Below are 23,128 nucleotides of genomic sequence, written 5' to 3' on the forward strand. Positions count from 1 at the left end.
TCACTCCTTCGTCAGCAGCATCTGGATGTCGAGCTCGTCGTCCGCCTGAACCACGTCGACGTCGGCAGGTACGAGGGCGAGCGCGTTCGCCTCGGCCAGTTCGCCGAGGTGATGCGAGCCCTGGCGTGAGTTCGGGCGGATGACGAGGCGCCCCGAATCGTCACGACGCACCGCGACCCGCGCGAACTGCGCACGCCCGGGCGGCGACGTCCAGCCGCGCTCGACCACGGCGCGCTCGCACTCGCGGGGAGGGCGCCCACCCATGGCGTCGAGCGTCGGCAGGACGAAGACGTGGAAGGAGACCAGCGTGCTCATCGGGTTGCCGGGCAGGGTGAAGACGGGCACGCGGCGCTCGCCGAGCAGCCCGAACCCCTGCGGCTTGCCCGGCTGCATCGCAACCTTGTCGAACGTCACGTCGCCGGCCTCGATGAGTGCCTCCTTGACGACGTCGAACGCGCCGGCGCTCACGCCGCCTGTCGTGATGACGACGTCGGCGCTCTCCACGGCCCGCTCGAGCAGTTGCGAGACAGCCCGGGCATCGTCGGGCAGGTGAACCTGTTCGACGAGTTGCGCCCCCGCGGCCTCGACGAGCGCGGCGAGCATCGGGCCGTTGGAGTCGTGGATCTGGCCGTGGGCGAGTTCGCTTCCGGCCGCCCGCAGTTCGTCACCGGTGGAGACGACGACAACGCGCGGCCGCGCGACGACATCGACCTGCGCGACGCCGCTCGATGCGAGCACCGCCACGTGGTGCGGCGCCACGCGCGTACCCTGCGGCAGGAGCAGGTCGCCCACCCGTACGTCCTCGCCGGCATGACGGATGTGGTTGCCCGGCGTGGCCGCCGCCTCGAACCGCACACGCTCCACGCCACCGTCGGTCAGCTCCACCGGCACGACGGCGTCCGCTCCCTCGGGCATGGGTGCGCCCGTCATGATGCGCCAGGTCGAGCCGGGCTCACAGCTCGGGGAGCGCGTGTCTCCGGCAGCGATGTCACCGACGACGGGCAGCTCACAGGGCTCGTTCACGTCGGCGGAGTGCACGGCGTAGCCGTCCATCGCCGAGTTGGTGAACGCCGGGAGCTCGACGGCACTCGTCACGTCCGCAGCGAGCACGCGTCCGAGCAACGATCCGCCGGACACAGCGAGACGCTCCACCCGCGGCGCAGGCGCCGCCGCGAGGATGCGCGCGCGATGGTCGTCGTGGGAGATCACCCCGACATTGTGCCGCTCATCACCGACAACCGGCCACACGACGAGATCCGCCCCGGCAGCGTCCCTCGCGGGGGCGCTGCCGGGGCGGCTCGAAGCATGGGGTCAGGCGCGCTTCTCGTTGCCCATGCCCTCGTCCGTGGTGACCCACTCCTGCAGCCACGACCGGAAGTCGTCACCGAAGTCGTGGTGACGAACGCCGAGTCGCACGACGGCCTTGAGGTAGTCGAGACGGTCACCCGTGTCGTAGCGGTTGCCCTTGAACACGACGCCGACCACGCCCGCGCCCTCACCCGTGGCGTTCGCACGCTCCTGCAGAGCGTCGGTGAGCTGGATCTCGCCGCCGCGGCCCGGCTCGGTGCGCTCGAGCACCTCGAAGATCGACGGGTCGAGCACGTACCGGCCGATGATGGCCAGGTTGCTCGGTGCTTCCTCGGGCGAGGGCTTCTCCACGAGGCCCTTGACGCGCACGACGCCCGAGGTCTCACCGTCGATCTGCTCCACCTCGGCACAGCCGTAGAGGTTGATCTGTTCGTCCGGAACCTCCATGAGGGCCACGACGGAACCGCCGTGCTTGAGCTGCGCCTCGATCATCTCCTCGAGGAGATGATCGCCCTCGTCGATGAGGTCGTCACCGAGCAACACGGCGAACGGCTCGTCACCCACGTGGTTCTTGCCGACGAGCACGGCATGGCCAAGCCCCTTCGGCTCGCCCTGACGGACGAAGTGCACGTCGCCCAGATCGTTGGACTTGCGCACGCGCTTGAGGCGCTTCTCGTCGCCCTTGCGCTCGAGGGCCTGCTCGAGCTCCCAGTGGCGGTCGAAGTGATCTTCGAGGGAGGCCTTGGAACGGCCGGTGATCGTCACGATGTCGGGCACCCCCGCACGGACGGCTTCTTCCACCACGTACTGGATGGCCGGCTTGTCGACCACCGGCAGCATCTCCTTCGGGATGGCCTTCGTGGCGGGCAGGAAGCGGGTACCGAGGCCGGCGGCCGGGATGACGGCCTTGCGCGCACGGCGTCGGACGGCGGGCGTCGTCGATTCAGTCATGTCTCCTAGGCTACTCGTCATGGGTGACAACGACGCTTCCACGGGGCCGGGGGTGAACGCGGCGTCACGGGAGGGTAAACGTGCCGTCCGGCGGCAGTTGCGCGCGGCGCGACGCGCCCGCCGCGACAGGGGTGAGACGTCCGAGCGTGAGGCCGACGGGCAGCGGTTGCTCCGTCTCGCGGAGCCGGCGTTGCGCACCGCGTCGTGCGTCGCCACCTTCGAGCCGCTCGACACCGAGTCGAATCTCGAACCGCTCAACGCGCGCCTGCTGGAGAACGGCCGAGTCATCGTCCCCATCACCCTCGAGGACCTCGATCTCTCCTGGCGCGACCTCGCCACCGGTGAGGATCTTGGCAAGGACGCCATCGCGCTCGCCGACGTCGTCGTGGCACCCGCCCTTGCGATCGGCGCGCGCGGGGAACGGCTCGGACAAGGAGGCGGCTGCTACGACCGAGCGCTCCCCCGACGCCGTGAGGGCACTCCCGTGATCGCCGTCGTCTTTCCGGACGAGTTCGGCGTCGACTTCCCCACGCAGGCCCACGACGAGCGCGTCGACGCCGTGCTCACCGTGAACGGGCTCACGTGGTTGCGCGAGCCCCTGAGATAATGCCGAGCGACGACGAACGGTGAGCGGGTAGGAGGGGGCGGCGCATGATCGCATCAGCGGCCGGCACGGGCTTCGGTACCGACGACCTTCCCTTCGTTCTTCTCGTCGGCTCCCTCGTTCTCCTCGTCGCGGTCGCCGCGGTGCGCCTGGCCAACCGCTCCGGGCTGCCGACCCTGCTGATCTACCTCGCGATCGGTGTCGTGCTCGGCGAGGGCGGCTTCGGCATCGACTTCTCCAACGACAACCTCACTCAGGTTCTCGGCTACGCCGCACTCGTGCTCATTCTCATCGAGGGCGGCCTGACGACGGAATGGCGCAGCATCCGCTCGTCCGTGGCCCCGGCACTGCTCCTGTCGACGCTCGGCGTCCTCGTGTCCGTCGGCGTGGTCGGCGCACTCACCCACTGGTTGCTCGACCTGGGGTGGTCGACCTCGCTCCTGCTCGGCGCCATCGTCAGCTCCACAGACGCCGCGGCCGTCTTCTCCGTGCTGCGCAAGGTCCCTCTCCCGCACCGCCTCACCGGCGTGCTCGAAGCCGAGTCGGGCTTCAACGACGCCCCCGTCGTCCTCCTCGTGGTGGCGCTGGCCAGCGAGGTCGTACCCGGCGGCGAGCACCACACCATTCTCGAACCCGCCGGAACGGCTGTCTTCGAACTTGCTGGCGGCGCGCTCGTCGGCCTGCTCGTCGGCTGGGTGCTGGGCTCACTCTCGCAACGCATCGCGCCGGGCTCGTCCGGCCTGTTCGCCATCGGCGTCGTCGCGGGTGGCGTCTTCGCGTACGCCGCAGCCGCGACGGTCCACACGAGCGGCTTCATCGCCACTTATCTCGCCGCGCTCGTTCTGGGGAACATGAACATCCCACACCGTCAGGCGGTGCGCGGGTTCGGTCAGGCCCTCGGGTGGCTCGCACAGATCGGTCTGTTCGTTCTCCTCGGGCTGCTCGCATCGCCGTCACGCCTCGCCGACCAGCTCGTGCCGGCGATCGTCGTCGGATTCGTCCTCCTCCTCATCGCGCGCCCGGCGTCTGTTCTCGTGTCGATGACGCCGTTCGGTTTCTCGTGGCGCGAGCAGGTCTTCCTGTCCTGGGCCGGACTGCGCGGCGCGGTACCCGTCGTTCTCGCGACCGTGCCCCTGACGCTCGGCGCGTCCGACACGCGATGGATCTTCGACCTCGTCTTCGTGCTCGTCATCGTCTTCACCCTGCTGCAGGCCCCGACCCTGCCCTTCGTCGCCAAACGCCTCGGCATCGACGAGCAAGCCCACACCGTCGAGCTGGAGGTCGAGAACACGCCCCTGACGGACCTCGGTGCCGACATGCTCCAGGTCAAGGTGGGCCCGACCTCACGCCTCATCGGCGTGCGCGTCTACGAACTGCGCCTGCCGGTCGGAGCCAACGTCACCCTCGTCGTCAACGGTGACGAGGGATACGTCCCGAACGAGCGCAGCGTCCTGCGCGCCGGCGACCAACTCCTCGTCGTGACGAAGGAGTCGGTGCGTGGTCTCGCCGCCCAGCGCATTCGTGAAGTGAGCGCGGGTGGCCGCCTGGCCGGTTGGCGTATCGACACCGGCCCGGACACCGAGCATGCCGGGACCGGTCACTCCTGAGCTTCGCGGGGCGAGAGCGGCCACCCCCGCCCCCTGCCCTACGATGACGCTCGAAAGAACGAGCGCCCGCCGTTCGCCCTGTTGGAGGAGACCATGCCCACCTATGTCTACGCCTGCAAGAACTGTGGCCACCGCTTCGAGGAGCGGCAGTCCTTCTCCGACCCGGCGTTGACGACGTGCCCGGTGTGCTCGGGCGACCTGCGCAAGGTGTTCGACGGCGTCGGCGTGACGTTCAAGGGCAGCGGTTTCTACCGCACGGACAGCCGTTCCGGCTCGGCCGACAGTGGTTCGTCGAGTTCGTCCAGCGACTGACTTCTCCCCAACCCTGACGGCCGGTGGGCCTCTTCCACAGGGCACGGGGCGTCCCGCGTGACGCGCAACTGCCACGCGCCTAGCGTCGACATATGCCCAGCCTGCGCGATCTCGACGTCGTCCACCGCCTCAATGCGCCCACCAGAGCCGCCGCCACGAGGCGACGTCGACTCCGCAAACTCGGCGCCTGCGTCTGCCTCGCCGCTGCCGCACTCGTGGCCACCGGCGGTGGAACCCACGACGTCCCTGCCTCCTCGTCGCCCTCGTCCGGCGCGTCGACAACCGACAACTCCGAACGCCCTGAGCTGCGCGGCCGACAGTTCGTGACGATCGACGCGGACGCCGCACTAGCGGACCGACTGACTCGCACCTCACGCGTCGACGTCTGGGCACCCGACGGCACGCGCCTCACCTCGGCGGCGCCAGTCGTACCACCATTCGAGACAAAGTCCCGCAGCGCGGATGTGTCGAATCGAGTCGATCGAGCACCTGTTCTCGTGGCACTCACGCCGCCCGACGTGATGAAAGTCGCGCGTCATACCAATGATGGACACTCGTCCTGGTCAGATCTGTTCCTCACGGTCAGTCCTTGACCCGCCCGCTTATCATGAATTCCGACACGCTGGGGGATTCCCGCATTTCTTTGTGTCTCACCTGGATGGGTACGCTCACCTCGCACCTTTTCACTGGTACTGAGTAGTAAGGAGAAGCCATGAAGGGCTTCAAGGACTTCATCATGCGCGGCAACCTCATCGAGCTTGCCGTCGCGTTCATCATGGCGGGCGCCTTCGCAAAGGTCGTCGAGGCCTTCGTCAACGTCGTCATGAGCCTCATCGGCAAGCTCGGCGGCACGCCGGACTTCAACAACTGGAAGCCGGGCGACGTTCCGGTGGGCGCGTTCCTCACGGTTCTCGTCGCTTTCCTCATCCTCGCTTTCGTCGTGTACTTCTTCATGGTCAAGCCGTACGAGGCTGCCAAGGCCCGCTTCGAGAAGCCGGCCGACGTCGAGGACACGGAGATCTCCGTCCTCGCCGAGATCCGCGACGAGCTGCGCGCGCAGCGTCGCGTCTGAGCTTCACGCTCATCCCGAGGTCACTGACCCTCTGACGCGAAAGGGCGTCGACACCATCACGGTGTCGACGCCCTTTCTCGTGACCGCGCGCTCGGATCGTTTCGCGACTCGTTCGCGACGCCCGGGCCACTCAGTCCCAGTGCGGTGGACGCTGCTCGAGGAACCACCGATCCCGCTCGTTCAGGCGCGGCATCCCGGCTGCCCCCTTCGCCTCGGATTCGTCCGCGCTCACGGGCGAAGGCGGCGTCTGGGTCTCGGGTTCCCGGCGAGCGAGCCACTCGGCCCAATCCGCCTCCGGCGTGGCGGAGGCGGCGGGCACGACCGATCCGGTCTGGGCAGCCGTGGCGCGACGAGGACCGCGACGCGGTGGCCGCCCACTCCCCTGCCGCTCGCCTCCCGCAGCCTTCGGGCGGTCAGCGCCGTCGGGCCCTGACACGTCGGTCACTGCGGCACGCTTTCACTTGCGACGTCGACCTGCGCCGCGAGACGGTGAACCAACTCGACGATGCGGGCGGTGTCGCGCGCCGGGTCACGGAACAGGTCGACGGTCCACACCCTGTCGTGCGCCCAGCCGAGACGCTGCAGCGCGTCGGGACGGAGCCGGTCGCGTTCGCGCACGCTGTTCATCGCCGCGTAGTGCTCGCCGTCGCTCTCGACGGCGAGCAGCATCTGCCCCGGCTCGCGCGGATGCTCGATCGCGAGGTCGACGCGCATGCGCGAATGGCCGTAGCCGGTGTGCACCCTGAGCCCCTCGGCGCGAAGGCGCCGCGCCAAGTCCTCGACGACGAACGGCACGGGCACGATCTCCGCGTCGGCCCCGACCCGGCGCAACGCGACGGATCCGGACGTTGCGGCACGGCGACGCTTGCCGCCGACCACGGTGACCCCGTCGACGTCCTCGGCACGAGGTTCGAGGCGTTCGTCGCACTCGGCGACGTAGAGCAGGAAATCGCGGAGCAGCGTCGCCCCGCGCGAGCGCAGAGTCGTGGGTTCCAGGTCCTCGCCGGCGAACGTGCTCACGACATCCATGCGGCGACGGGCGCGCGAGATGGCAACGTTGAGGCGTCGTTCGCCACCCACGTGGTTCAGCGCCCCGAAGCGGCGCACGAGGCTGCCACTCGTCGGGGCAATACCCAGGGTGAGGACCACCGCGTCGCGCTCGTCACCCTGGACGCGTTCGAGGTTCTTGACGAAGAACGGCTCGTCGACGTGCGCCTCGAGGTAGGCCGCGAGCGCCTCGTCGGTGCGGGCTGCCGCCGCCACGGCGCGCTCGACGCGGCGTGCGTGCGTGAGACCGAGCGCGATGACGCCGAGGCTTTCCTCGGGCCGCTGACGGGCGTGCTGTGAGACGAGATCGACGACGGCCGCGACCTCCGGTGCGTTCTCGTCGACCGAGGCTGCCTGAGCTGCGGCGACCGGGACGTCGTCGGAGGCCACGGCGTTCGCGCCGACGACGTGCAAGCGTAGGACGTTCTCGGTACGTGCCCGCGGGAACGTCACGAGTTCACCGTCGTAGACCGCGTCGTTGGAGAACGCGATGAGGCGCTCGTCGAGCGAGCGGTAGTGCCAACGCAGGTGGCGCACCGGCAGGAGTGCGGAGAGCACATCGAGCACAGACTCCCCCGTGTGTGCCGTGTCCTCACCCGCGGCCGTGCGCTGGAAGAAGCTCGTCGGCGCAAGCTGCTGGGTGTCTCCGGCGACGACGACCTGTGCACCACGGCTGATGGCGGAGATCGCCTCGGCCGGCGGGATCTGGCTCGCCTCGTCGAAGATGACGACGTCGAACCACTGCCCCGGCGGGAGTGTCTGCGCAACGACGAGGGGGCTCATGGCCCAGCAGGGAGCGAGCGCCGTCATGAGGTCGGGGGCGCCGGCGAACGCGTGGCGCAGCGCGTCGGCGCTGCCTGCGTGATGACCGAAGACGAGGGCCGATTCCATCGCCTCGACCTGCTCGGGAAAGTGTTCCGCGACGGCGTCGATGCGCCGGTAGGCGCGGGCGCGCACACGCTCGGGGGCTGCAGCAAGGTGCTGGCGATCGGCGTCGGCGAACTTTACCGCAGACGCACGCAGTTCGTTGCCGCGGTGCTGCTCGTAGGCCGGATCGTGACGGCGCACACGACCGAGAACGCTCGTCCACCACACGAACTCCCACTCGGGGCCGACCGCGTCAGGGCCGAGACCGCGAGTGGCGAAGTCGTCGATGACGGCGCCGAGACCCTGGGCGCGCAGGCGCTCGAGGTCGCCTCCGACGGTCGGCACGATCTCGAGTCGATCGACATTGGCGGCGAGATCGGCAACTCGCTCCGCGAGCTCGTCGAAGTGTGTGGTGAGCAGTTCGGTGGCGCCGGCCGTGCCCTCGAGCCGCACACCGAGCCAGTCGAGCTCCTCGGTGAGGCGGGCGTGGGCGCTGCAGGCCTCCTCCGTACCGATGGGAACGTTGGGGCGCCCGGTACCGCCGAGCTCCTTCCAGCGGGTCTGCTGCACACACGCCCGCTCGAGCGCGGCGTGCAGATCGGCCGGGGGCCGTCCCGGCCGCAGCGTGGCACGGGCCTGCTTGAGTACACGGCGTCGTTCGAGGACGCCGGGAGCCTCGCCCGTTTCCTTGCGCTGGGCGCGGGTGGCGCTCGCCGTGACGGCGATGTCGAGCGGAACACCGAAGATTTCGGGGGTGAAGACGTCGAGCGTCTTGTTCACCTGTTCCATGAGATCCAGGACCTCGGCCGCACGCGTGGCCGATTCCGGCAGCGGGAGGCCCGCCTTCGTGAAGAGTTCGTCGAGTTGGGATCGGTGAGCGGCGAGATCGCCGTCGTTCCCGTTCTCGCCGGCGAGGCGGGTGACGAGTGCCTTCGCGCGCTCCATGTGGTCACGTCCGCGCACGCGCGAGCCGAACCAGGGGTCGGGCTGCCCGTCGTCACGCCAGGCGTTGCGGCGCGCGAGGTCGCTCAGCAGGCGGCCCACCTCGTCACGGCCCTGTTCGTCGAGGCGCCGCAACGGCTCGCCTTCGAGGCGCACGCGCGAACGCGGCGCCACCGGCAGGGCGTTGAGTTCGGCGATGCGATCTTGCGCGTCGTTGGCGCTGACGCCGAACGGGTCGCGCACGCGGTGCAGCGCGCGCACGTGCTCGAGCAGGGTGATGCGGTGCTCCTCGAGCGTCTCGATGACGGCCTCGTCAGGAGCGTCCTGGCCCGGGCCGGTGTCGTGACTCGAACGAAGGGCATCACCGACGTGCGGTGCCCCCGAGGCAGGCGCTGTGACGAGGCGGCGCGCGAGAGCGTCGACGAGGTCGGCTGCGGTGCCGGAGCCCGCGTGGGCGTCGAGCATGAGGTCACGCAGCCCGAGACCCTCGAGCCGGCCGATGACCGCATCGATCGCGGCGCGCTTCTCCGCGACGAAGAGGGCGCTGCGGCCGTGTGCGGTGAGCGTGGCGACGAGGTTGGCGATCGTCTGGCTCTTGCCCGTACCGGGCGGGCCCATGAGCACGAGGTGCTGGCCGCCCATGACGGCGTCGATCGCCGCCTGCTGCTGCGCGTCGGCGTCGAGGACGAGGAACTCATCGCGCGGGTCGGCGTCGAGGCCGGGTTCGGGCATCTGCGCGCCGACGTCGAAGGTGGCCTGCTCGTCACCCGCCATGGCAGCGATGACGGGGTGTTGGTGCAACCACGCCGACTGGTCGGAGACGTCGCGGACCATGGAGAGCTTGGCGTAGCTGAACGTCGAGACGACGAGACGGTCGTCGACACGGAAGCCGGGGATGCTCGCGCCGGCCCGGCGCATCATGTCGTAGGTCGGAGCAGGGTCGAAGCCGTGGGGGCCGGACGCGAGCGACGTCAGGTAGTCCTGGTCGATGTTGATGCCGCGCGAGGCGAAATAGGTCGACAGCGCCGAGTTGAGTTCGACGGTGCGCGACACCTCGAGCACGAGGTCGTCACCGTCGCGACCACCGAAGTGGATGTCGCACTGGCGCAGGAGGATCGGGGCGGCGGGGACGGCGTCACCGCTGAGCTGCCAGGTCGCACGCCCGAGGGCGAGGAAGCAACTGATGATGCCGCGCTCCTCGAGCAGCTCACGCGAGAGATCGCGCACGGCGATGGCCCGCTCGTACGCGGCACGGTAGGCGCTGGGTTCGCGCACGATCTCGGACAAGAGCACGTTGCGGCCGGAGAGCAACTTCGCGACGCCGGCCGGGTGCGCCGTCGTGAGGTCGAGCTCGACCGTGTCGTCGGTGCGCTGCCACAGAAGCGAGTTGCGTCCGCCGAGGTCGACGAGGTGACGCTGCCAAAGAGCGGCAGCGTCACGCACGGCCTGGGCGCGCTCGGTGTCGAGCGCGCTCGCGTTGGCCTCGGGAGCGCTGCGGTCGTCGTTCGTCACCCCGGAAGGCTATCGAGACGAAAGGTCTGTTTCGCCTCGCCTCGCCGTGACGGGGTGCGACTTCACCCGTAGAGCTGGGCCAGGGCCGCCCGCTGGGCGTCCGGCGACATGGTGGTTAGCAGTTGTGCTCCCGCACGACGGTTGGCCTCCCTCTGTTCACGCGAGGTGAGCAGGGCCAGGGCACGATCGGCGGCCACCGCCGGTGAGTCGACGGCCCACAGCGGTGTTCCCTCGAACGCGGGGATGTCACGCACGAGCGTCGGCGTACCGAGCGCGAGCGCGTCGAGAACGCTGAGCGGGAACCCCTCGTACCGCGCCGTGTGGAGATAGACGCCCGCCGCACCCACCAAGCGCCGCACCTCGTCGGCGTCGACCCAACCGGTCACCGTCACGTCGGCGGCCATGAGGCGCTCGGTCAAGCCCTCGTCGTCGTCGCTGCCGAGCCACACCGCCCGCACGTCCGGACGCTCTCGACGCACGAGCTCGATGGCGGCGACGAACCACTCCGGATCCTTCTGCCGGCTGACCCGGCCACTCATGACAATCGTCGGATGGGCCATCTCGCCACCGCCCCGCGGGGCCTCCGAGCTCTCCGGTGATCCCTCACGGACCGGCAGTGTCGGCACGTTCGGCACGACGACGACCTGCGCCCTCGGCGTCAGCCGTCGGGCGAGCCGTGCCTCCTGCGGTGAGAGAACGACGACGGCATCGCTTCTCAGCCCCAGCAGGCTCTCGGCGGCTGCCACAGCGAAACGCGCCGGCCGTGACGCACTCGTGTCGGAGAGCTTGTACCCGTGCGGCTGGTAGACGACGCGGGCCGACAACGGCAGCGCCCGCGTGTAGACGCCGGCCCAACTCGAATGTGCGTGAACAACATCGGCACCGAGCGCGCCGGCAACCTCACGCACCGCCCGAATGCGCGCCGAGGTTCCGTCCGGCAGCTCGCGGCAGGAGGCGAACGTGGACTCGCCCGGCTCGTCGAGGCCGGTGTACAGCAGGTGGTGTTCGTGCTCCGGCGCGAGTTGCGCGATCGTGCGGATGGCGCGCGAAACTCCGGTGCTGAAGCATTCGGTGACGTGAAGGATCCGGGTCACGGCTGCCTCGGGGCGTAGCCGACGACGCGGTGCGTCGCTCGTCGCACCACGGGAACGCGCCCCAGCGAACGACGGACGAACGGGTACAGCCGCCGCAGCTTGAGGTCGAAGGTGAACGGGGTGTCGGTGGCGTTGATGTCGACCCGTGGCAGGGCGAAACGTCCGTATCCCTCGTAGGTCGCGAAGGCGCACTCGAAGCCGGCTTCGCGCACAGCAGCTCGCGCCGCCGCGTCGTGATCGCCGTAGGGGTAGGCGAACGTGCGCGGGGTGTGGCCGAACAGCGCCTTCATCTCCTCACGCGCGACGCTCGTCGCAGCACGGAGCAGCTCGGCGCTCATCCCGCGCATGGACGCGTGCAGGTCGCTGTGGCAACCGATCTCGATCCCGTACTCGCGCAGTGCTTGCACGCCGTCGCGATCGAGGCGGGCCGAGGCGGCCGGTTCACTGCGGTCGGGCTGCGCGCCGAGCAACCCGGGTGAGACGTAACAGATGGCCGGGACACGCGCGGCGGCAAGCAACGGCGCCGCCTCGTCGAGCACGGAGGTGTAGCCGTCGTCGAAGGTGACGAGGCAGCTGTTCGAGGGCACGCTGCGCTCACCGGCCAGCGCGGCGAGGTACTGCGCCTCGGTCAGCGGACGGAACCCGTGACGCTCGGTGAGGCGTGCGATCTGGTGGGAGATCGCTTCCTTCGTCACGAAGATGTTCGCCGGATCCAGCGAGCGCGGCACCTGGGCCACGCCGTGGTACATGAGCACGAGCGGCGTGGGGCCCGTCATGGCCGCCCCCTCGCTGCACCGGCGAGCGCGGCCGCTGCAAGGACGGCCGCCTCCCCCGCCCCGGCCACGAGCAGGCGGTTCGGCTTCTTCTCGGCATAGGTCGGCTCAGCCCGTTCGAGGATCACCGCGCGCGCCGTGCCGTCACGTCCGATGCGCTTGACGGCGTCATCGGCGAGCGCGTTGGCCAGAGCCGAGGACTCACGCGCGCTCACGCCCTGCGCGACGATGCGGATCGTCGTCGAGTCGGGGTCGAGGTTGGCCGTGGCCTTCGCGTCACGCGACACGGGGATGGAGCGACCGATGCTCTCGACGTGTCCGGGCGCACCGCTCGCCACCACTTCTTGCTGGGCCACCTGCTTGAGGCTGTCGGCGCTGGCCGCGATGTCGGCCTGGTTCCCGCCCTCGGATGCGGCGCGCAGCCCGACGACGGATGTCGCGTCGTAGCGACCCGGTAGGAGCAGCGCCGTCAGAGCGACGACCAGAGTGCCGAGGACGACGATGGCGAGCGGCAGGCGCCACCGTCCGATGCCCGTGCGGGACGCGCCATCAGTGTCCGTGGAGGTCGGTGACGAACCTGAGCCGCGGGTTTCCGCAGCGGGCAGGTCCGTCGGGTCGCGATGGTCGGTCATGGGTTTCCTTTCGTCGAGGAACGGCGCGAGCGCGTCACGCCGACCGGGAGAAGCCCGACAAGAAGCCAGGTGGTGGCGGTGAGTGCCGGTGCACGCCAAGGGAAGTCGATGACGCCGTGCACGAAGGCGCCGGCGAGCGCGGCTGCGGCGGCCACCTCGACCACCGGCGCACCACGCGCGTTCATGCGCGCGAGTACGCGCACGCCGACGACGAGCAGCACGCTGAGGGTCGCAAGTGCGAGTAGTCCGCCTTCGGCCAGCGCAGTGAGCACGATGCTGTGCGCGTGCAGCGGCGCGACGTTCGTCATGCCGAAGGTTGCGTCGCCGGCGGTTTCCGGTAGGCCACCGACGCCGACCCCGGTGAACGGACGACCGTCGACGAGCTCGCCGGCATACGCCCAGATCGCCGGGCGCTCGTCCGACGCACTGCGCGTCGGCGAGGTGAGGGAGTCGAACCGCGCGCTGACGGCGCTGACGAACGATCCCCCCGCTGCGGCTGCGAGCGCCCCCCCGAGGACGAGCGCGAGCCCGAACGTCAGGAGTCCGCGGCGGGCGGCGGGACGCACGAGCGCCACCAGGGTGAGCGTGACGAGCGTTCCGATCCAAGCACCGCGCGAGAGGCTGAAGACGAGTGCCGCGACGACGCCGGCGAGGCCGACGACGCTCGTGACTCGCCACGTCCGGGCACGAATGCGGCCGTCACGCGGGGCCCAGGCGGCGAACGTCGTGAGGAGGACGAACGGCAAGGCCATCTGCATGAGCGAACCGAGTTCGTTGGGCTGCGCGAGCGGCCCCTGGAGGCGGCCGTTGATGACGCCGCCGCCCTCGTGGCTCGAGAGCGCGCCGAGATCTGCGAGCGACCCGAGTGCCACGACGGCGGCGGACGCGCTCACAGCGACGAGCATCCAGGCACGGCGGCGCGCGTCGAGTTGGGCGACACCGAGCGCGCAGATCCACCCCATCCAGCTCATGGCCACAAGACGCCAGGACCACGGCAGATCGGGGGCGAACGGCAGCGTGAGCGTTTGGCCGATCGGCACGAGTGCGCACGCGCGCAGGGTCATGGGCACGTGCACGTGACGCTCGAAGAGCACCACGACTCCGGCGAAAACGCAGACGAGAGCCATGAGGGGCGCCACGGCCCGCTCCGACCAGGGAGCGACGGCGAGGGTCGTCGCGACGGCCGCGGCAAGCAGGCTACGCAGGCGGGTTGCGGTGCGGTGTTCGCGTGCCTCGCGCCGGGTTCGTAGCTGGGCGCTCATGCCGGCCTCGCCAGAGAGCGGAGGAAACCGAGCGTGGGGCGATCCCACACCGACGTCAGGACGCCCCACACGAGGACGTAGACGCCCACGCCGAACGCCATCGCGACGAGCGGCGCCATGGGGACGAGCATGACCGCGGCCGCCACGAACGCGGCGAGCGCGACGACTGCGAGGGGCCGACTCGCGCTACGCACCGGCATGACACGGCGCAGCGCCGTCACCGTCACGCCTGCCTGGACGACGTAGGACAGGCTCGTCGTCACGGCGGCGGCCACGGCGCCGAACGCGGGAATGAGCGCGAGGTTGAGCCCGACGTTGGTCGCGAGGGCTGCGGTGCTGGCCCACAGCACAGCGGGATCGGGACGCAGGGCGAGTAGCGCGGTGGCACCGACCTGTGCCAGTCCGAATGCGAGGGGCGCGAGGCACAGACCCCACAGCACGTGGGCCGAGGCGAACTCGGCGCCGAACAGCAGGTGCATGAGGTCTTCGCCGCGCACCACGAGGAGCGCGGTGTAAGGCACGTAGACCGCTGCGACCAGCACGATGCAGGCGCGCACGATGCCCGCGCGCGACGCAATCGGGGCCGAGGTGTCGGCGAGGCTCGGCTGCACGACGCGGCACAGCGACCAGCTGACGAAGAGCACTGTCTCGAGCAGCCGGTAGGCCGCGGTGTAGTGGCCGACGGCGACCTCACCGGCCAGAACGGCCAGCAACACGACGTCGAGGCGGAAGAGCGTCATGGAGACGAGGTCATTGATCCCGGTGACCCGCACGGCGCGGAGGAAGTCGCCGAGGTGGTGGCGCGTGACGAGAGCCGCCCGCGGCCGGACGTCGGCCACGACACGGCTCACCCCCGCCATGACGACGAGACTCCCGAGGGACGCGGCGCAGTAGGCCCACGCGACCGCGACCACCCCGTGTCCCTCGGCCAGGACCCAGGCGACGAGGCCCAGCGCCAGCAGCCGTTGCACGACAAGCACCGCGGCGGGCACGACCTGGACGGCACGCACGTTCGCAGCCGTACGGAAGGCCTCGACGAGCGTGTCGCTACATCCCGCGACCACAAGCACGGCGATGACCTCGCGGGAGGCGGCCGGTTCGTCGAGCGTCATGAGGACGATCGCAGACACGGTGACGACGGTGATCGCGAGCGCCATCCGCAGTGTCAGCAGGGCCGACAGGCGGGCGTCGAGCGACTCCGGTTCCGCGCCGACGAGTTGCACGAGGCGCTGGTCGAAGCCGAGCGTCACGACCGACGCGAGCAACAGTCCGAGGCCCAGGCCGAGGCTGAAGAGGCCGAAGTCGGCCGCGCCCAGCTGCCGGGCCATCAGCCCGAGCATGCCGAGGGTGCCGAGCTTGCCGACGACTTCGCCGACGCTCAGGGTGAGCGCTCCGACGGTGAGGCGCCGCGCCGAGCTGCGCGTCGCGGGTGCACGATTCACGAGTGAGCGCCCCGCTTTGCCTGGCGCGTCATGCCTTCGAGTGCTCCGGCAACCTTCGCGACATCGCGAGCCGCCGTCGCGAAGGGCACGAGCGCTGCGGCGCGAACGCCGCGCGGACGCCGCAGCGCGCGCCGCACCGGCACGCCGAGATAGCCCACCGCACCGACGGCGAGTGCCGTTCGGGCAAGGGGCCCTCTGGTCACGAGAACGGCGCCACCCCCGTAGGCGAGCAGACGCAGGCCGTCACGCACGACGAGCCGGGTGTTGCCCGAGTCGGCCGAGCCCTGCCCGTACCGGTAGTACATGCGCAGGGTGGAGCGCACGCTCGGTCGTTGCTCCCATTCGACGGCGGCATCGGCGACGAGCAGCGCCGGGTGGCGGGCCGCGATCCGCATGCCGAACGTGACGTCCTCACCCGTCGGGAGGTTCTCGGGGAAACCGCCGACCTCGGCCCAGGCGGCTCGCCTGAAGGCGACGGAACGCCCCGTGGGCATCTCGGGGCGGAACGCGCGGCCGAACGCTCGCGCGTGGAGGCGCTGACCGGCGCTCGGGTGGTGCAGTTCAGCGACGTCCGGGTAGCCGCAGGCGGCGAACGCGTCATCGACGGCATTCCTCGCCGTCGCGGTGTAGACACCCGTGAAGAGGTAGGCCTCGGGGTGCTCGCTCGCTGCGCTGCGGAAGGCCTCGAGCCACGTCGGGGCCGGTGTGCACCCTACATCGGTACACGCGATGAGCTCGTGGGCGGCGGCGGCGATCCCGGCATTCCTGCCCTCGGAGATTCCGGCGCCCTCGGCCCGCAACACGTGTACCCGTGCGTCACGGCGGCCGGCCTCCTGCGCCACCTCGAACGTGCCGTCGCGTGAGCCGCCGTCCACGACGACGAGTTCGTCGTCAGGACCGAGCAGCGGCACCACGTCGTCGAGGAGGCGCGCGAGAGCCTCGGCCTCGTCGAGCACCGTCGTGACGACCGACATCGGCTCGGCGCCTCGCACGCCCGCCCCCGGTCGGCGGGCGGTCCCCGCGAGGAGGCGGGTGAAGCGGTCGGCGGCTTCGTCGGGTTCGAGAACGGTGGTCGCGAGCACACCGGGGCCTGCGGCGAGCAGTTCACGGCGGCGCTCGGGTCGTACGCAGTCACGCAGGGCGGCAACGACGGCGTCGACGTCCTCGGAGCCGACGAGAATGCCTGCAGCGCCGAGCTGTTCGGCGACAGGTGACGCCGCGACGACCGGCACTCCCGCGCGCACCGCCTCGTACGCCGTCAACCCGAACGCCTCGCGGCTGAGGTGGGCTCCCGCGTCGGTGCGCGTGAGCATCAGCGCAGCATCGAAGGCACCGAGGAGGGACCAGGCGTCGTCACGGGCAGGGTGAAGCACGAACCGTTCCCCCACGCGGAGTTGTTCCGCGAGTGCGGTGAGTCGCTCGGCCTCCTGCGGGTAGGCGTGATCGACGACGCCGAAGACGTGCAGCTTCCACGTCGGCAGGCACGCGAGGGCACGGATGGCGACATCGACCCCCTTGTAGGGCGCGAGTCGCGTGGCCATGACGGCACGCCTGATGCCGCTGGAGCCCTCGTCGAACCCGAGGGTCCGCCGCGCGGCCGCCCGCGTCAGTGGCGCACCGGGAAGCGGCCCCTGGATGGCAACCGCACGGGTGTCACCTGCGAGCCGGGCCCCCTCGGAGCCCAGCAGCCGAGCGTCCGCCAGCGTGTTCACGATGCGCGAGAGGCGCGGGAAACTGTCGTCGTGGCGCACCCAGGCGACGCGCGCTCCAGCGCCGGCGGCCGCGGTCAGGGTGAGCAGCGCGGCCTTCACGCCGTGCGCGACGACGACGTCGGGACGGGAGGTGCGCAGGTATTCACGCAGGTCGACGACGCTCGCCGCAGCACCGCGGAAGCGGCGCCCCGCGCGAAGGTCGAGCGTGCGCGCCGACCGTTCCTGCCAGCGGCGCAGGGCGTCGCTGCCATGCGGTGCGAGAACCGTGACATCCGCCGTCGCCTCTTCCCGGACGAGCCGCTCCTGCCACACCTCGGCGCCGCCGCGGGTGCGCGTCGGCAACACGATGCCGACCCGCAGGGGGCGTGGGAAACGCGCGTCGTCGTCAACTGCCGTGGCGTCCGAAAACACTGCCCACCGTCCTCACGATGATCTTGAGGTCCTGCCACATCGACCAGTTGTCGATGTAGAGGTTGTCGAAGTGCGCCCGCTCGGCGATGTCGGTGTCGCCGCGAAGGCCCTGCACCGCCGCGTAGCCGGTGAGCCCGGCCGGCGCGCGGTGCCTGTCCTCGTAGTCGGGGTAGATCTGCGAGTAGCGCTCCACGAAGTAGGGGCGCTCGGGACGCGGGCCGACGAAGCTCATGTCGCCGCGCAGAATGTTGAACAGTTGCGGCAGTTCGTCGAGCGACGTGGCGCGGATGAAACGGCCGACGGCACCGATGCGTTGATCGCCTAAGATGCTCCAGCGGGTCTGCGAGTCCCCCTCGCGCGCCGGGTGCATGGACCGGAACTTGAGCATGGTGAACGTTGCTCCGCCCTTGCCGATGCGCTCCTGGCGGAAGATGACTCCGCGTCCGAGCTCGATGCGCACCGCGAGCGCCACGGCCAGCAGTACCGGCGAGAGAAGAACGAGCGCGACGAGCGCCAGAACGATGTCGAGAACCCGCTTGCTGACGACGTCCACCCACCGCATCTGGGCCGGGGCGACAGGGATGATCGGGATACCGCGGATGTGGTCGGCCCACGGCCCGCCCCAGCGACGCATGCTGTACCCGTTCGGCACGGTGTACACCTCGACGTCGGGCGGCGCATCGCGGCGCAGCAGGTGTGCGAGCTGCCACTCCTGCAGTTCGGGAAAGGCGCAGACGACGATGTTGACGCCGAACGTCTCGACGACCTCGCCGAAGTCGGCGTAGTCGCCGATGACGGGAGCGGTGATCGTCTGCTCGTCGAGCGCACCGTCGTCCGGCTCGGCGCCGAGGAATCCCACGAGCGCCGCGCCTTGACCGCTTGTGGTGATGCGGCGGGCCAACTCGCGGGCTCCGGCGCCCGTACCGACGATGAGGACCCGGGTGCCGCCACGTTGGGCGTGACGGGGCGCGCGGCGGCGACGTAGGCGGTACACGAGCGTGCGTCCGGCGATGACGACGGTCACGGTCAGCACGAGCCCCGCGAACAACTCGCCGCACGTCGGGGCGTCGTCGACGAGAAGCGCGAGGGCACCGACGCCGAAACCGACGAGGATTCCGAGCACGAGATACGGCAGTTCGTCGAGCACCGATTGACTGAATCGGCGTCGGTACAACCCGGCCCAGCGGTAGGTGGTGACCATCCCGAATGCGAGACCCAGTACGGCCAACGGGTTGACCGGGGTCGCGAACTCCATGCCTGCGGGGACGGCGAGGTCGATGGCCAGCAATCCACTGACGTCCCGGGCCCGGCGCGTGCGCGCCCGGCGGTCACGGGCCGCACGGGCGTCCTCGGCTGCGGCGCCGGCGCCGCGCGACATCGAGGGTCGACGCCTCGGTTCGACGCGGTCGTGTCGGCCTGCGGCATGACGCGCGGCCCGCCGCGACGCAGGTGGGCGACCGGCCGCAAGCGCACTCCGCCCGTGGCACGCATGTCGCGAGGCGCACTCCTCCGCGGCCGCGACGGAGTCGCACACGTGGGCGACGCACCGTGTGGTCGTCTCCTCGGGTGCTCGGGTGGACATGCTTTCCTGCTTTCCTACGGCGCTTCGGCCGGTCGTCCTCGGGGTCAGGGATGCGTGAAGGGGTGAGCGCGCCAGCGGCGCACGACCCCCGCGACAAGCGGTGATCGATCACGCACTGATCGGGCGCACGCTCGAAGACGTGCGTCGGCGACGTGCCGGCCGCGGTCCGCGTACTCAAGGGCAGGGTTCGACCACGCACGCACGCACAGGCGTTCCTCCACCTCGTTGCGCAGGCCGCGCTTGAAGTCGTTGATGCCACGTCCGAAGTCGACGACCCGGACGGCCTCGTCGACGTACCACGTGGCGAGCATGTGGCCGAAGAGCACGAGCCCCGGTGAGCGGCGCTCGTAGCCCGGTCGCATCCTGCTGTCGACGAGGACGCGCTTGCCGTCGTCACACCCGACGACGACATAGGTGACGAGCGTGCCGTCGAGAGTGAGGAGCCACACCTCGGCATTGCCCTCGGTGGCAAGATCGAGAACGCGCTGCACGTGACGCTGCCCTGCCGCATCGGCAAACGCGTCGCGCCGGGCGAGCTGACGCTCGCGAGCTGCGCGCACCTCGAGCGTCCTGGGCAGAGCTGCGCGGATCTCGCCGGCGTTCCGCAACCGGTGTACCCGCCAGGCAGAGCCGGACTCGTCGAGCCTCCGGCATGCGGTGCGGTGCTTGGCACGGGTTTTCTTCGACGCCCACCGGCCGGGCCGACGCTCGTCGGGCCAGCGGAGCAGTGGGATCGGGTCACCGGCCTGCGCCCGCAGCCGCGGTAGGCATCGCACGAGGTAGGCGAGGGTCGGATCGTTCGGCGAGACCTGGTCGAGGTGCAGGCGCCACACGCGGTGCCGGCGCACGAAGGTGGCGACACCGAGTGCCAGCGTGGCAGCGACCTCGGGCTCCACGAGGTGGAAACTCTGACGGTCGAGCTTTCCCTCACCCGCGAGGCGGATGTCGACCGGTCGCCACGGGCTGGCTGGTCGGCGCTCGAGGAGCGCAAAACCGAGTGGCCGGGTGAACGATTCTTCCCCTTGGCGACCGACGACGATGACCACGAGGTCCGCGTGCCGAGCACGCGCCTGCTTCGCGAGTTCGTCGATCGGCAGGTGGGTGACGGGAGCTTCGCTCCTGAGAACGGCGTCGACGTCGTCGCTCAGGGATGTGTAGCCGAGTTCGTCATGGTCGAGACGGTGGGCCGTGTAATGGCCTCGGACGGCGAGAAGTGTGCTCATGCGAGGCTCTTCACCCCGCCTTCCGCCTCAGGATCGACGACGAAGGAGACGGCACGCTCGTTGCGAGCCCGCTGCTTGGGTGCCACCTTCGCGAGGGCGGAGCCGGCCACGAGGGTCACCGGATCCAGCCACTTGCCGGGGGGCGGGGTGAGCCCGAAGGTTCGCCGAAGGTGGAAGTCGGCCCGTTGGCGACGCTCGGTGCGCGTGGAGGCAGTGGTCCGGTGCTCGACGGAGAGCGAGACACTCGGCTCGCCGGGCGCGTTCACGACACGGTGCGGGCTGTTCTGCGGCCACCACGCAACCTCGCCCGGCTTCAGGTCGATCACCTCGGCGGACGCATCCCACGCAGGGTCGTACGGCAGTTGCTCGTCCGCATACCCGGCCGCGATTGAATCCAGTTGGCGCACAGAAACGTACGGCTCGCGACGGGGATAGACGAATACCTTTTTTCACCGCGGATATGCCACAGAGCGTTCGGCTGATTGTCGGCGTGATAGAAAACCTGCGCGGACGGAGAGGACACGAGGAGGGTCGCCTTGAGCGTGCTCCAGGCGTCACCGACAGTGGACGAAACTTCTCCGTAGAGTTCGTCGACAATTGCTCCGAGCTCTGGCACATGATGGCCTGCCCCGACGATATTCAGCCAGAGGCGGCCTTGGTCGACTATGTCGAGCAGTTGGAGACCCGTGAGATCTGCCACGTCGCCACGACGCCACGTCGCGCCGTCACAGGGGTCGTCACCCATGGTGTAGGCATGGACCGCTGAACGCGGCATCGCATCGATGATGCGGGCGATACCCTTTCGTGCGAAGATGTCGAGGCCGTCGAGGTCATGGCGGGCAACGTGGGTGCGCTCCCCCCAGGCACGTGCCTCGCCCTCGCCCCAGTTGATCAGTGAAGGTGCCATCGTCGGCCCACCCTTTCGGAAAGGATCATGTCTGTATCGCTCCACGCGATTCGTCAGCACGAGGTGAATTCCAAGGCACTCGAGAAACCGGACGACCGTCCAATGCTCTGCGGCGACAAATGGGGCAGACATTTACGCCTTGGCCCATAAATGTGGAGCGTTTTGACGATAGAAGCCGCCTTTTCCAGTATTTAAATCAAATGCGTAAACAGCCACTGCCTAGCCTGACGGGCGGTGTGTCCGCATGAAGGGGTGGAAGGAGGGGGACATCGTGGCGCCCAGCCATGGAGAAACCGCAACTCCGTTCTCGACTACGTTACGATCGGCCATTTCGGCCCGACGAATCACGCTCTCGGCCTTGTCGCATCAGTTGAGCGCCAACGGCACTCCTGTCAGTGTGTCGGCGCTCAGCCATTGGTCTTCGGGCAGGCGACAGCCTGAGCAGGCCAGAAGTATCGAGGCCCTCACGGTTCTCGAAGACCTGCTGGGCCTGGGGTCGGGTGAGCTCACCGATCTCGTTGGGCCCCCGCGCCCGCGTGGGCGCAATCCCCGGGTGGTTCCGGTGTCGCAGGCAATGCCGGAGACCGGCCTCGTGGCCAAGGCCTTGGGCGAGCTGGGGTTCATGCAGCACGACGAACTGCCGTACGAGCAGACGGTCCACGAAAAGCTCTTCGTCGACGCCGTCGGCGTGGAGCGGACGCTTGAGTTTCGTCACATCGTGCGCGCTCTCTCCCCCGGCCCGATCCGACTGCCGTCGATCCATGTCGTCGACGAAGTTGACCCGGCCGCGTTCTCGACGTCGATCGAGGATCACTTCGAGGCGGTCGCGGGGTGCAAACTCGGACGGACGGTGCTGTGGCCGGAGCACGGGCTCATGGGCGCAGAACTCATCTTGGCCGAGGACGCACGTCGGGGTGACATCGCCGTCGTCGATCACCGCATCCAGTTACCTCCGAGCGCGCTACGCGCGGTCGAGGCCACCTACAGCGTCCCGCGGCGTACGCGCGAGGTGCTCATCCAGGTTGAGTTCGCAGGCGAGCTGCCCGCCACTGCCGAGGAGTACGTCGACCTCGGCGAGGGCGAGATCGGCCATCGCCTCGACGTCCGCCCGAACCGACTGCTCCAACTCATGGTGCAGGACGTCGGGCCGGGCCTCGTCGGCATCCGCTGGACCTGGCCCGACGACGGCGTCAGCTGACGCCGTCCACCCGTCTTACGAGCGCTCGAGGATGCTCGGCTTGCGGGCGACGCGGACGAGCGCTGCAGCGAGATGGGCTGCGCGGACGCTCGGGCAGAGCGCGAAGAGTTCGTCCGGCGTCGTCGGGAGGCCTGCAGCCTTCGCTCCGCGCACGACCAGTTTGTCCGCGTACGGCGCGACGCTCGGCCACACATCCTGAACTTCGCGAAGGAAGATGTCCGCTCCCGTGGGACCGATGCCGGCGAACGCCTGAAGGAGCTCTGCGATGCCTGCGGCGTCACCGTCCGCCTCGTCGCGCAACTCGCGTAGGTCTCCGTTCCACCGTTCGTCGAGCAGGACGACGTTGGCCTCGAGTCGTGTCGCCGTCGACTCGTCGTAACGGCGGTACCCGCCACGTCCGAGGGCGTTGACGCGCTGCTGCCAGGTACTCCTGCGCAGATTCGCCGGCGTGCGCCATTCGGCCTTCCACAGTTCGCGCGCGGTGGCCACGGCGATGTCGGAGCTGATCCGGGTCGAGAGCAGTTGGGCGAGAACCAGGAGCTGCCACAGACATGCCGGTTCGTCACGCAGTGTGATGTCGGCGTCGGCCGCGAAGGTCGTGCCGTGCTCCTCGAGGAGCTGCCGTACCGTCTCCTGCTGTGTAGAGCTCATGGCTCGACGTTATGCCCCC

19 protein-coding genes are annotated in these 23,128 nt (G+C 69.7%); 5 read left to right on the forward strand and 14 right to left on the reverse strand.

What is annotated here, in order from left to right; genetic code table 11:
* Complete coding sequence (locus IM689_RS05915; RefSeq protein WP_193643282.1) at positions 1 to 1,209, reverse strand: molybdopterin molybdotransferase MoeA; 1,209 nt, start codon at positions 1,207 to 1,209, stop codon at positions 1 to 3.
* Positions 1,210 to 1,311: 102 nt separating this feature from the next.
* Positions 1,312 to 2,259 (reverse strand): UTP--glucose-1-phosphate uridylyltransferase GalU, encoded by a 948-nt coding sequence (galU, locus tag IM689_RS05920; protein ID WP_193643283.1) that lies wholly within the window; start codon positions 2,257 to 2,259, stop codon positions 1,312 to 1,314.
* Positions 2,260 to 2,278: 19 nt separating this feature from the next.
* On the opposite strand from galU, the gene IM689_RS05925 reads away from it, so the two are divergent.
* The 4 genes from IM689_RS05925 to IM689_RS05940 all read left to right on the forward strand — a co-directional run bounded on the left by IM689_RS05925 (position 2,279) and on the right by IM689_RS05940 (position 5,854).
* Entirely contained in the window at positions 2,279 to 2,866 is a 588-nt protein-coding gene (locus IM689_RS05925; protein ID WP_193643284.1) for a 5-formyltetrahydrofolate cyclo-ligase, read from the forward strand.
* 44 nt (positions 2,867 to 2,910) lie between these two features.
* Entirely contained in the window at positions 2,911 to 4,470 is a 1,560-nt protein-coding gene (locus tag IM689_RS05930) for a potassium/proton antiporter (protein ID WP_193643285.1), read from the forward strand.
* 93 nt (positions 4,471 to 4,563) lie between these two features.
* Positions 4,564 to 4,782, forward strand: coding sequence for an FmdB family zinc ribbon protein (locus IM689_RS05935; protein WP_047312570.1), 219 nt, complete (start codon positions 4,564 to 4,566; stop codon positions 4,780 to 4,782).
* A 712-nt stretch (positions 4,783 to 5,494) separates the two neighbouring features.
* Positions 5,495 to 5,854 (forward strand): MscL family protein, encoded by a 360-nt coding sequence (locus tag IM689_RS05940; RefSeq protein ID WP_047312278.1) that lies wholly within the window; start codon positions 5,495 to 5,497, stop codon positions 5,852 to 5,854.
* A 441-nt stretch (positions 5,855 to 6,295) separates the two neighbouring features.
* On the opposite strand, the gene IM689_RS05945 is transcribed toward IM689_RS05940, so the two are convergent.
* From IM689_RS05945 to IM689_RS05995, 11 genes are all read right to left on the reverse strand, one after another.
* On the reverse strand, positions 6,296 to 10,222 hold the full coding sequence (locus IM689_RS05945) for an AAA domain-containing protein (protein WP_193643286.1): 3,927 nt from the start codon (positions 10,220 to 10,222) through the stop codon (positions 6,296 to 6,298).
* Between the two features lie 62 nt (positions 10,223 to 10,284).
* Complete coding sequence (locus IM689_RS05950) at positions 10,285 to 11,316, reverse strand: glycosyltransferase family 4 protein (protein WP_193643287.1); 1,032 nt, start codon at positions 11,314 to 11,316, stop codon at positions 10,285 to 10,287.
* On the reverse strand, positions 11,313 to 12,092 hold the full coding sequence (locus IM689_RS05955) for a polysaccharide deacetylase family protein (protein ID WP_193643288.1): 780 nt from the start codon (positions 12,090 to 12,092) through the stop codon (positions 11,313 to 11,315). The genes IM689_RS05950 and IM689_RS05955 overlap by 4 nt, the downstream gene beginning before the upstream one ends.
* Complete coding sequence (locus IM689_RS05960) at positions 12,089 to 12,721, reverse strand: hypothetical protein (protein ID WP_193643289.1); 633 nt, start codon at positions 12,719 to 12,721, stop codon at positions 12,089 to 12,091. Before IM689_RS05960 ends, IM689_RS05955 begins: the two co-directional genes overlap by 4 nt.
* Positions 12,718 to 13,983, reverse strand: a complete 1,266-nt coding sequence (locus IM689_RS05965; RefSeq protein WP_193643290.1) for an O-antigen ligase family protein — start codon at positions 13,981 to 13,983, stop codon at positions 12,718 to 12,720. The genes IM689_RS05960 and IM689_RS05965 overlap by 4 nt, the downstream gene beginning before the upstream one ends.
* Entirely contained in the window at positions 13,980 to 15,425 is a 1,446-nt protein-coding gene (locus tag IM689_RS05970) for an oligosaccharide flippase family protein (RefSeq protein ID WP_129665671.1), read from the reverse strand. Before IM689_RS05970 ends, IM689_RS05965 begins: the two co-directional genes overlap by 4 nt.
* On the reverse strand, positions 15,422 to 17,548 hold the full coding sequence (locus IM689_RS05975; protein WP_193643291.1) for a glycosyltransferase: 2,127 nt from the start codon (positions 17,546 to 17,548) through the stop codon (positions 15,422 to 15,424). Before IM689_RS05975 ends, IM689_RS05970 begins: the two co-directional genes overlap by 4 nt.
* Entirely contained in the window at positions 17,523 to 18,926 is a 1,404-nt protein-coding gene (locus IM689_RS05980) for a sugar transferase (RefSeq protein ID WP_193643292.1), read from the reverse strand. Before IM689_RS05980 ends, IM689_RS05975 begins: the two co-directional genes overlap by 26 nt.
* A 248-nt stretch (positions 18,927 to 19,174) precedes the next feature.
* Positions 19,175 to 20,353, reverse strand: a complete 1,179-nt coding sequence (locus IM689_RS05985; RefSeq protein WP_193643293.1) for a GNAT family N-acetyltransferase — start codon at positions 20,351 to 20,353, stop codon at positions 19,175 to 19,177.
* Positions 20,350 to 20,679, reverse strand: a complete 330-nt coding sequence (locus tag IM689_RS05990) for a hypothetical protein (RefSeq protein WP_193643294.1) — start codon at positions 20,677 to 20,679, stop codon at positions 20,350 to 20,352. The genes IM689_RS05985 and IM689_RS05990 overlap by 4 nt, the downstream gene beginning before the upstream one ends.
* Positions 20,676 to 21,260, reverse strand: coding sequence for a hypothetical protein (locus tag IM689_RS05995; protein WP_193643295.1), 585 nt, complete (start codon positions 21,258 to 21,260; stop codon positions 20,676 to 20,678). The genes IM689_RS05990 and IM689_RS05995 overlap by 4 nt, the downstream gene beginning before the upstream one ends.
* A gap of 562 nt (positions 21,261 to 21,822) precedes the next feature.
* On the opposite strand from IM689_RS05995, the gene IM689_RS06000 reads away from it, so the two are divergent.
* Complete coding sequence (locus IM689_RS06000) at positions 21,823 to 22,458, forward strand: hypothetical protein (RefSeq protein WP_147362652.1); 636 nt, start codon at positions 21,823 to 21,825, stop codon at positions 22,456 to 22,458.
* A gap of 15 nt (positions 22,459 to 22,473) precedes the next feature.
* Here IM689_RS06000 and IM689_RS06005 read toward each other — a convergent pair whose 3' ends face one another.
* Positions 22,474 to 23,109, reverse strand: coding sequence for an endonuclease (locus tag IM689_RS06005; protein WP_193643296.1), 636 nt, complete (start codon positions 23,107 to 23,109; stop codon positions 22,474 to 22,476).
* Between the last annotated feature and the right edge of the window lie 19 nt (positions 23,110 to 23,128).

Origin of the sequence: Dermacoccus barathri, assembly GCF_015070805.1 — a bacterium.
Classification (GTDB): domain Bacteria; phylum Actinomycetota; class Actinomycetes; order Actinomycetales; family Dermatophilaceae; genus Dermacoccus; species Dermacoccus abyssi.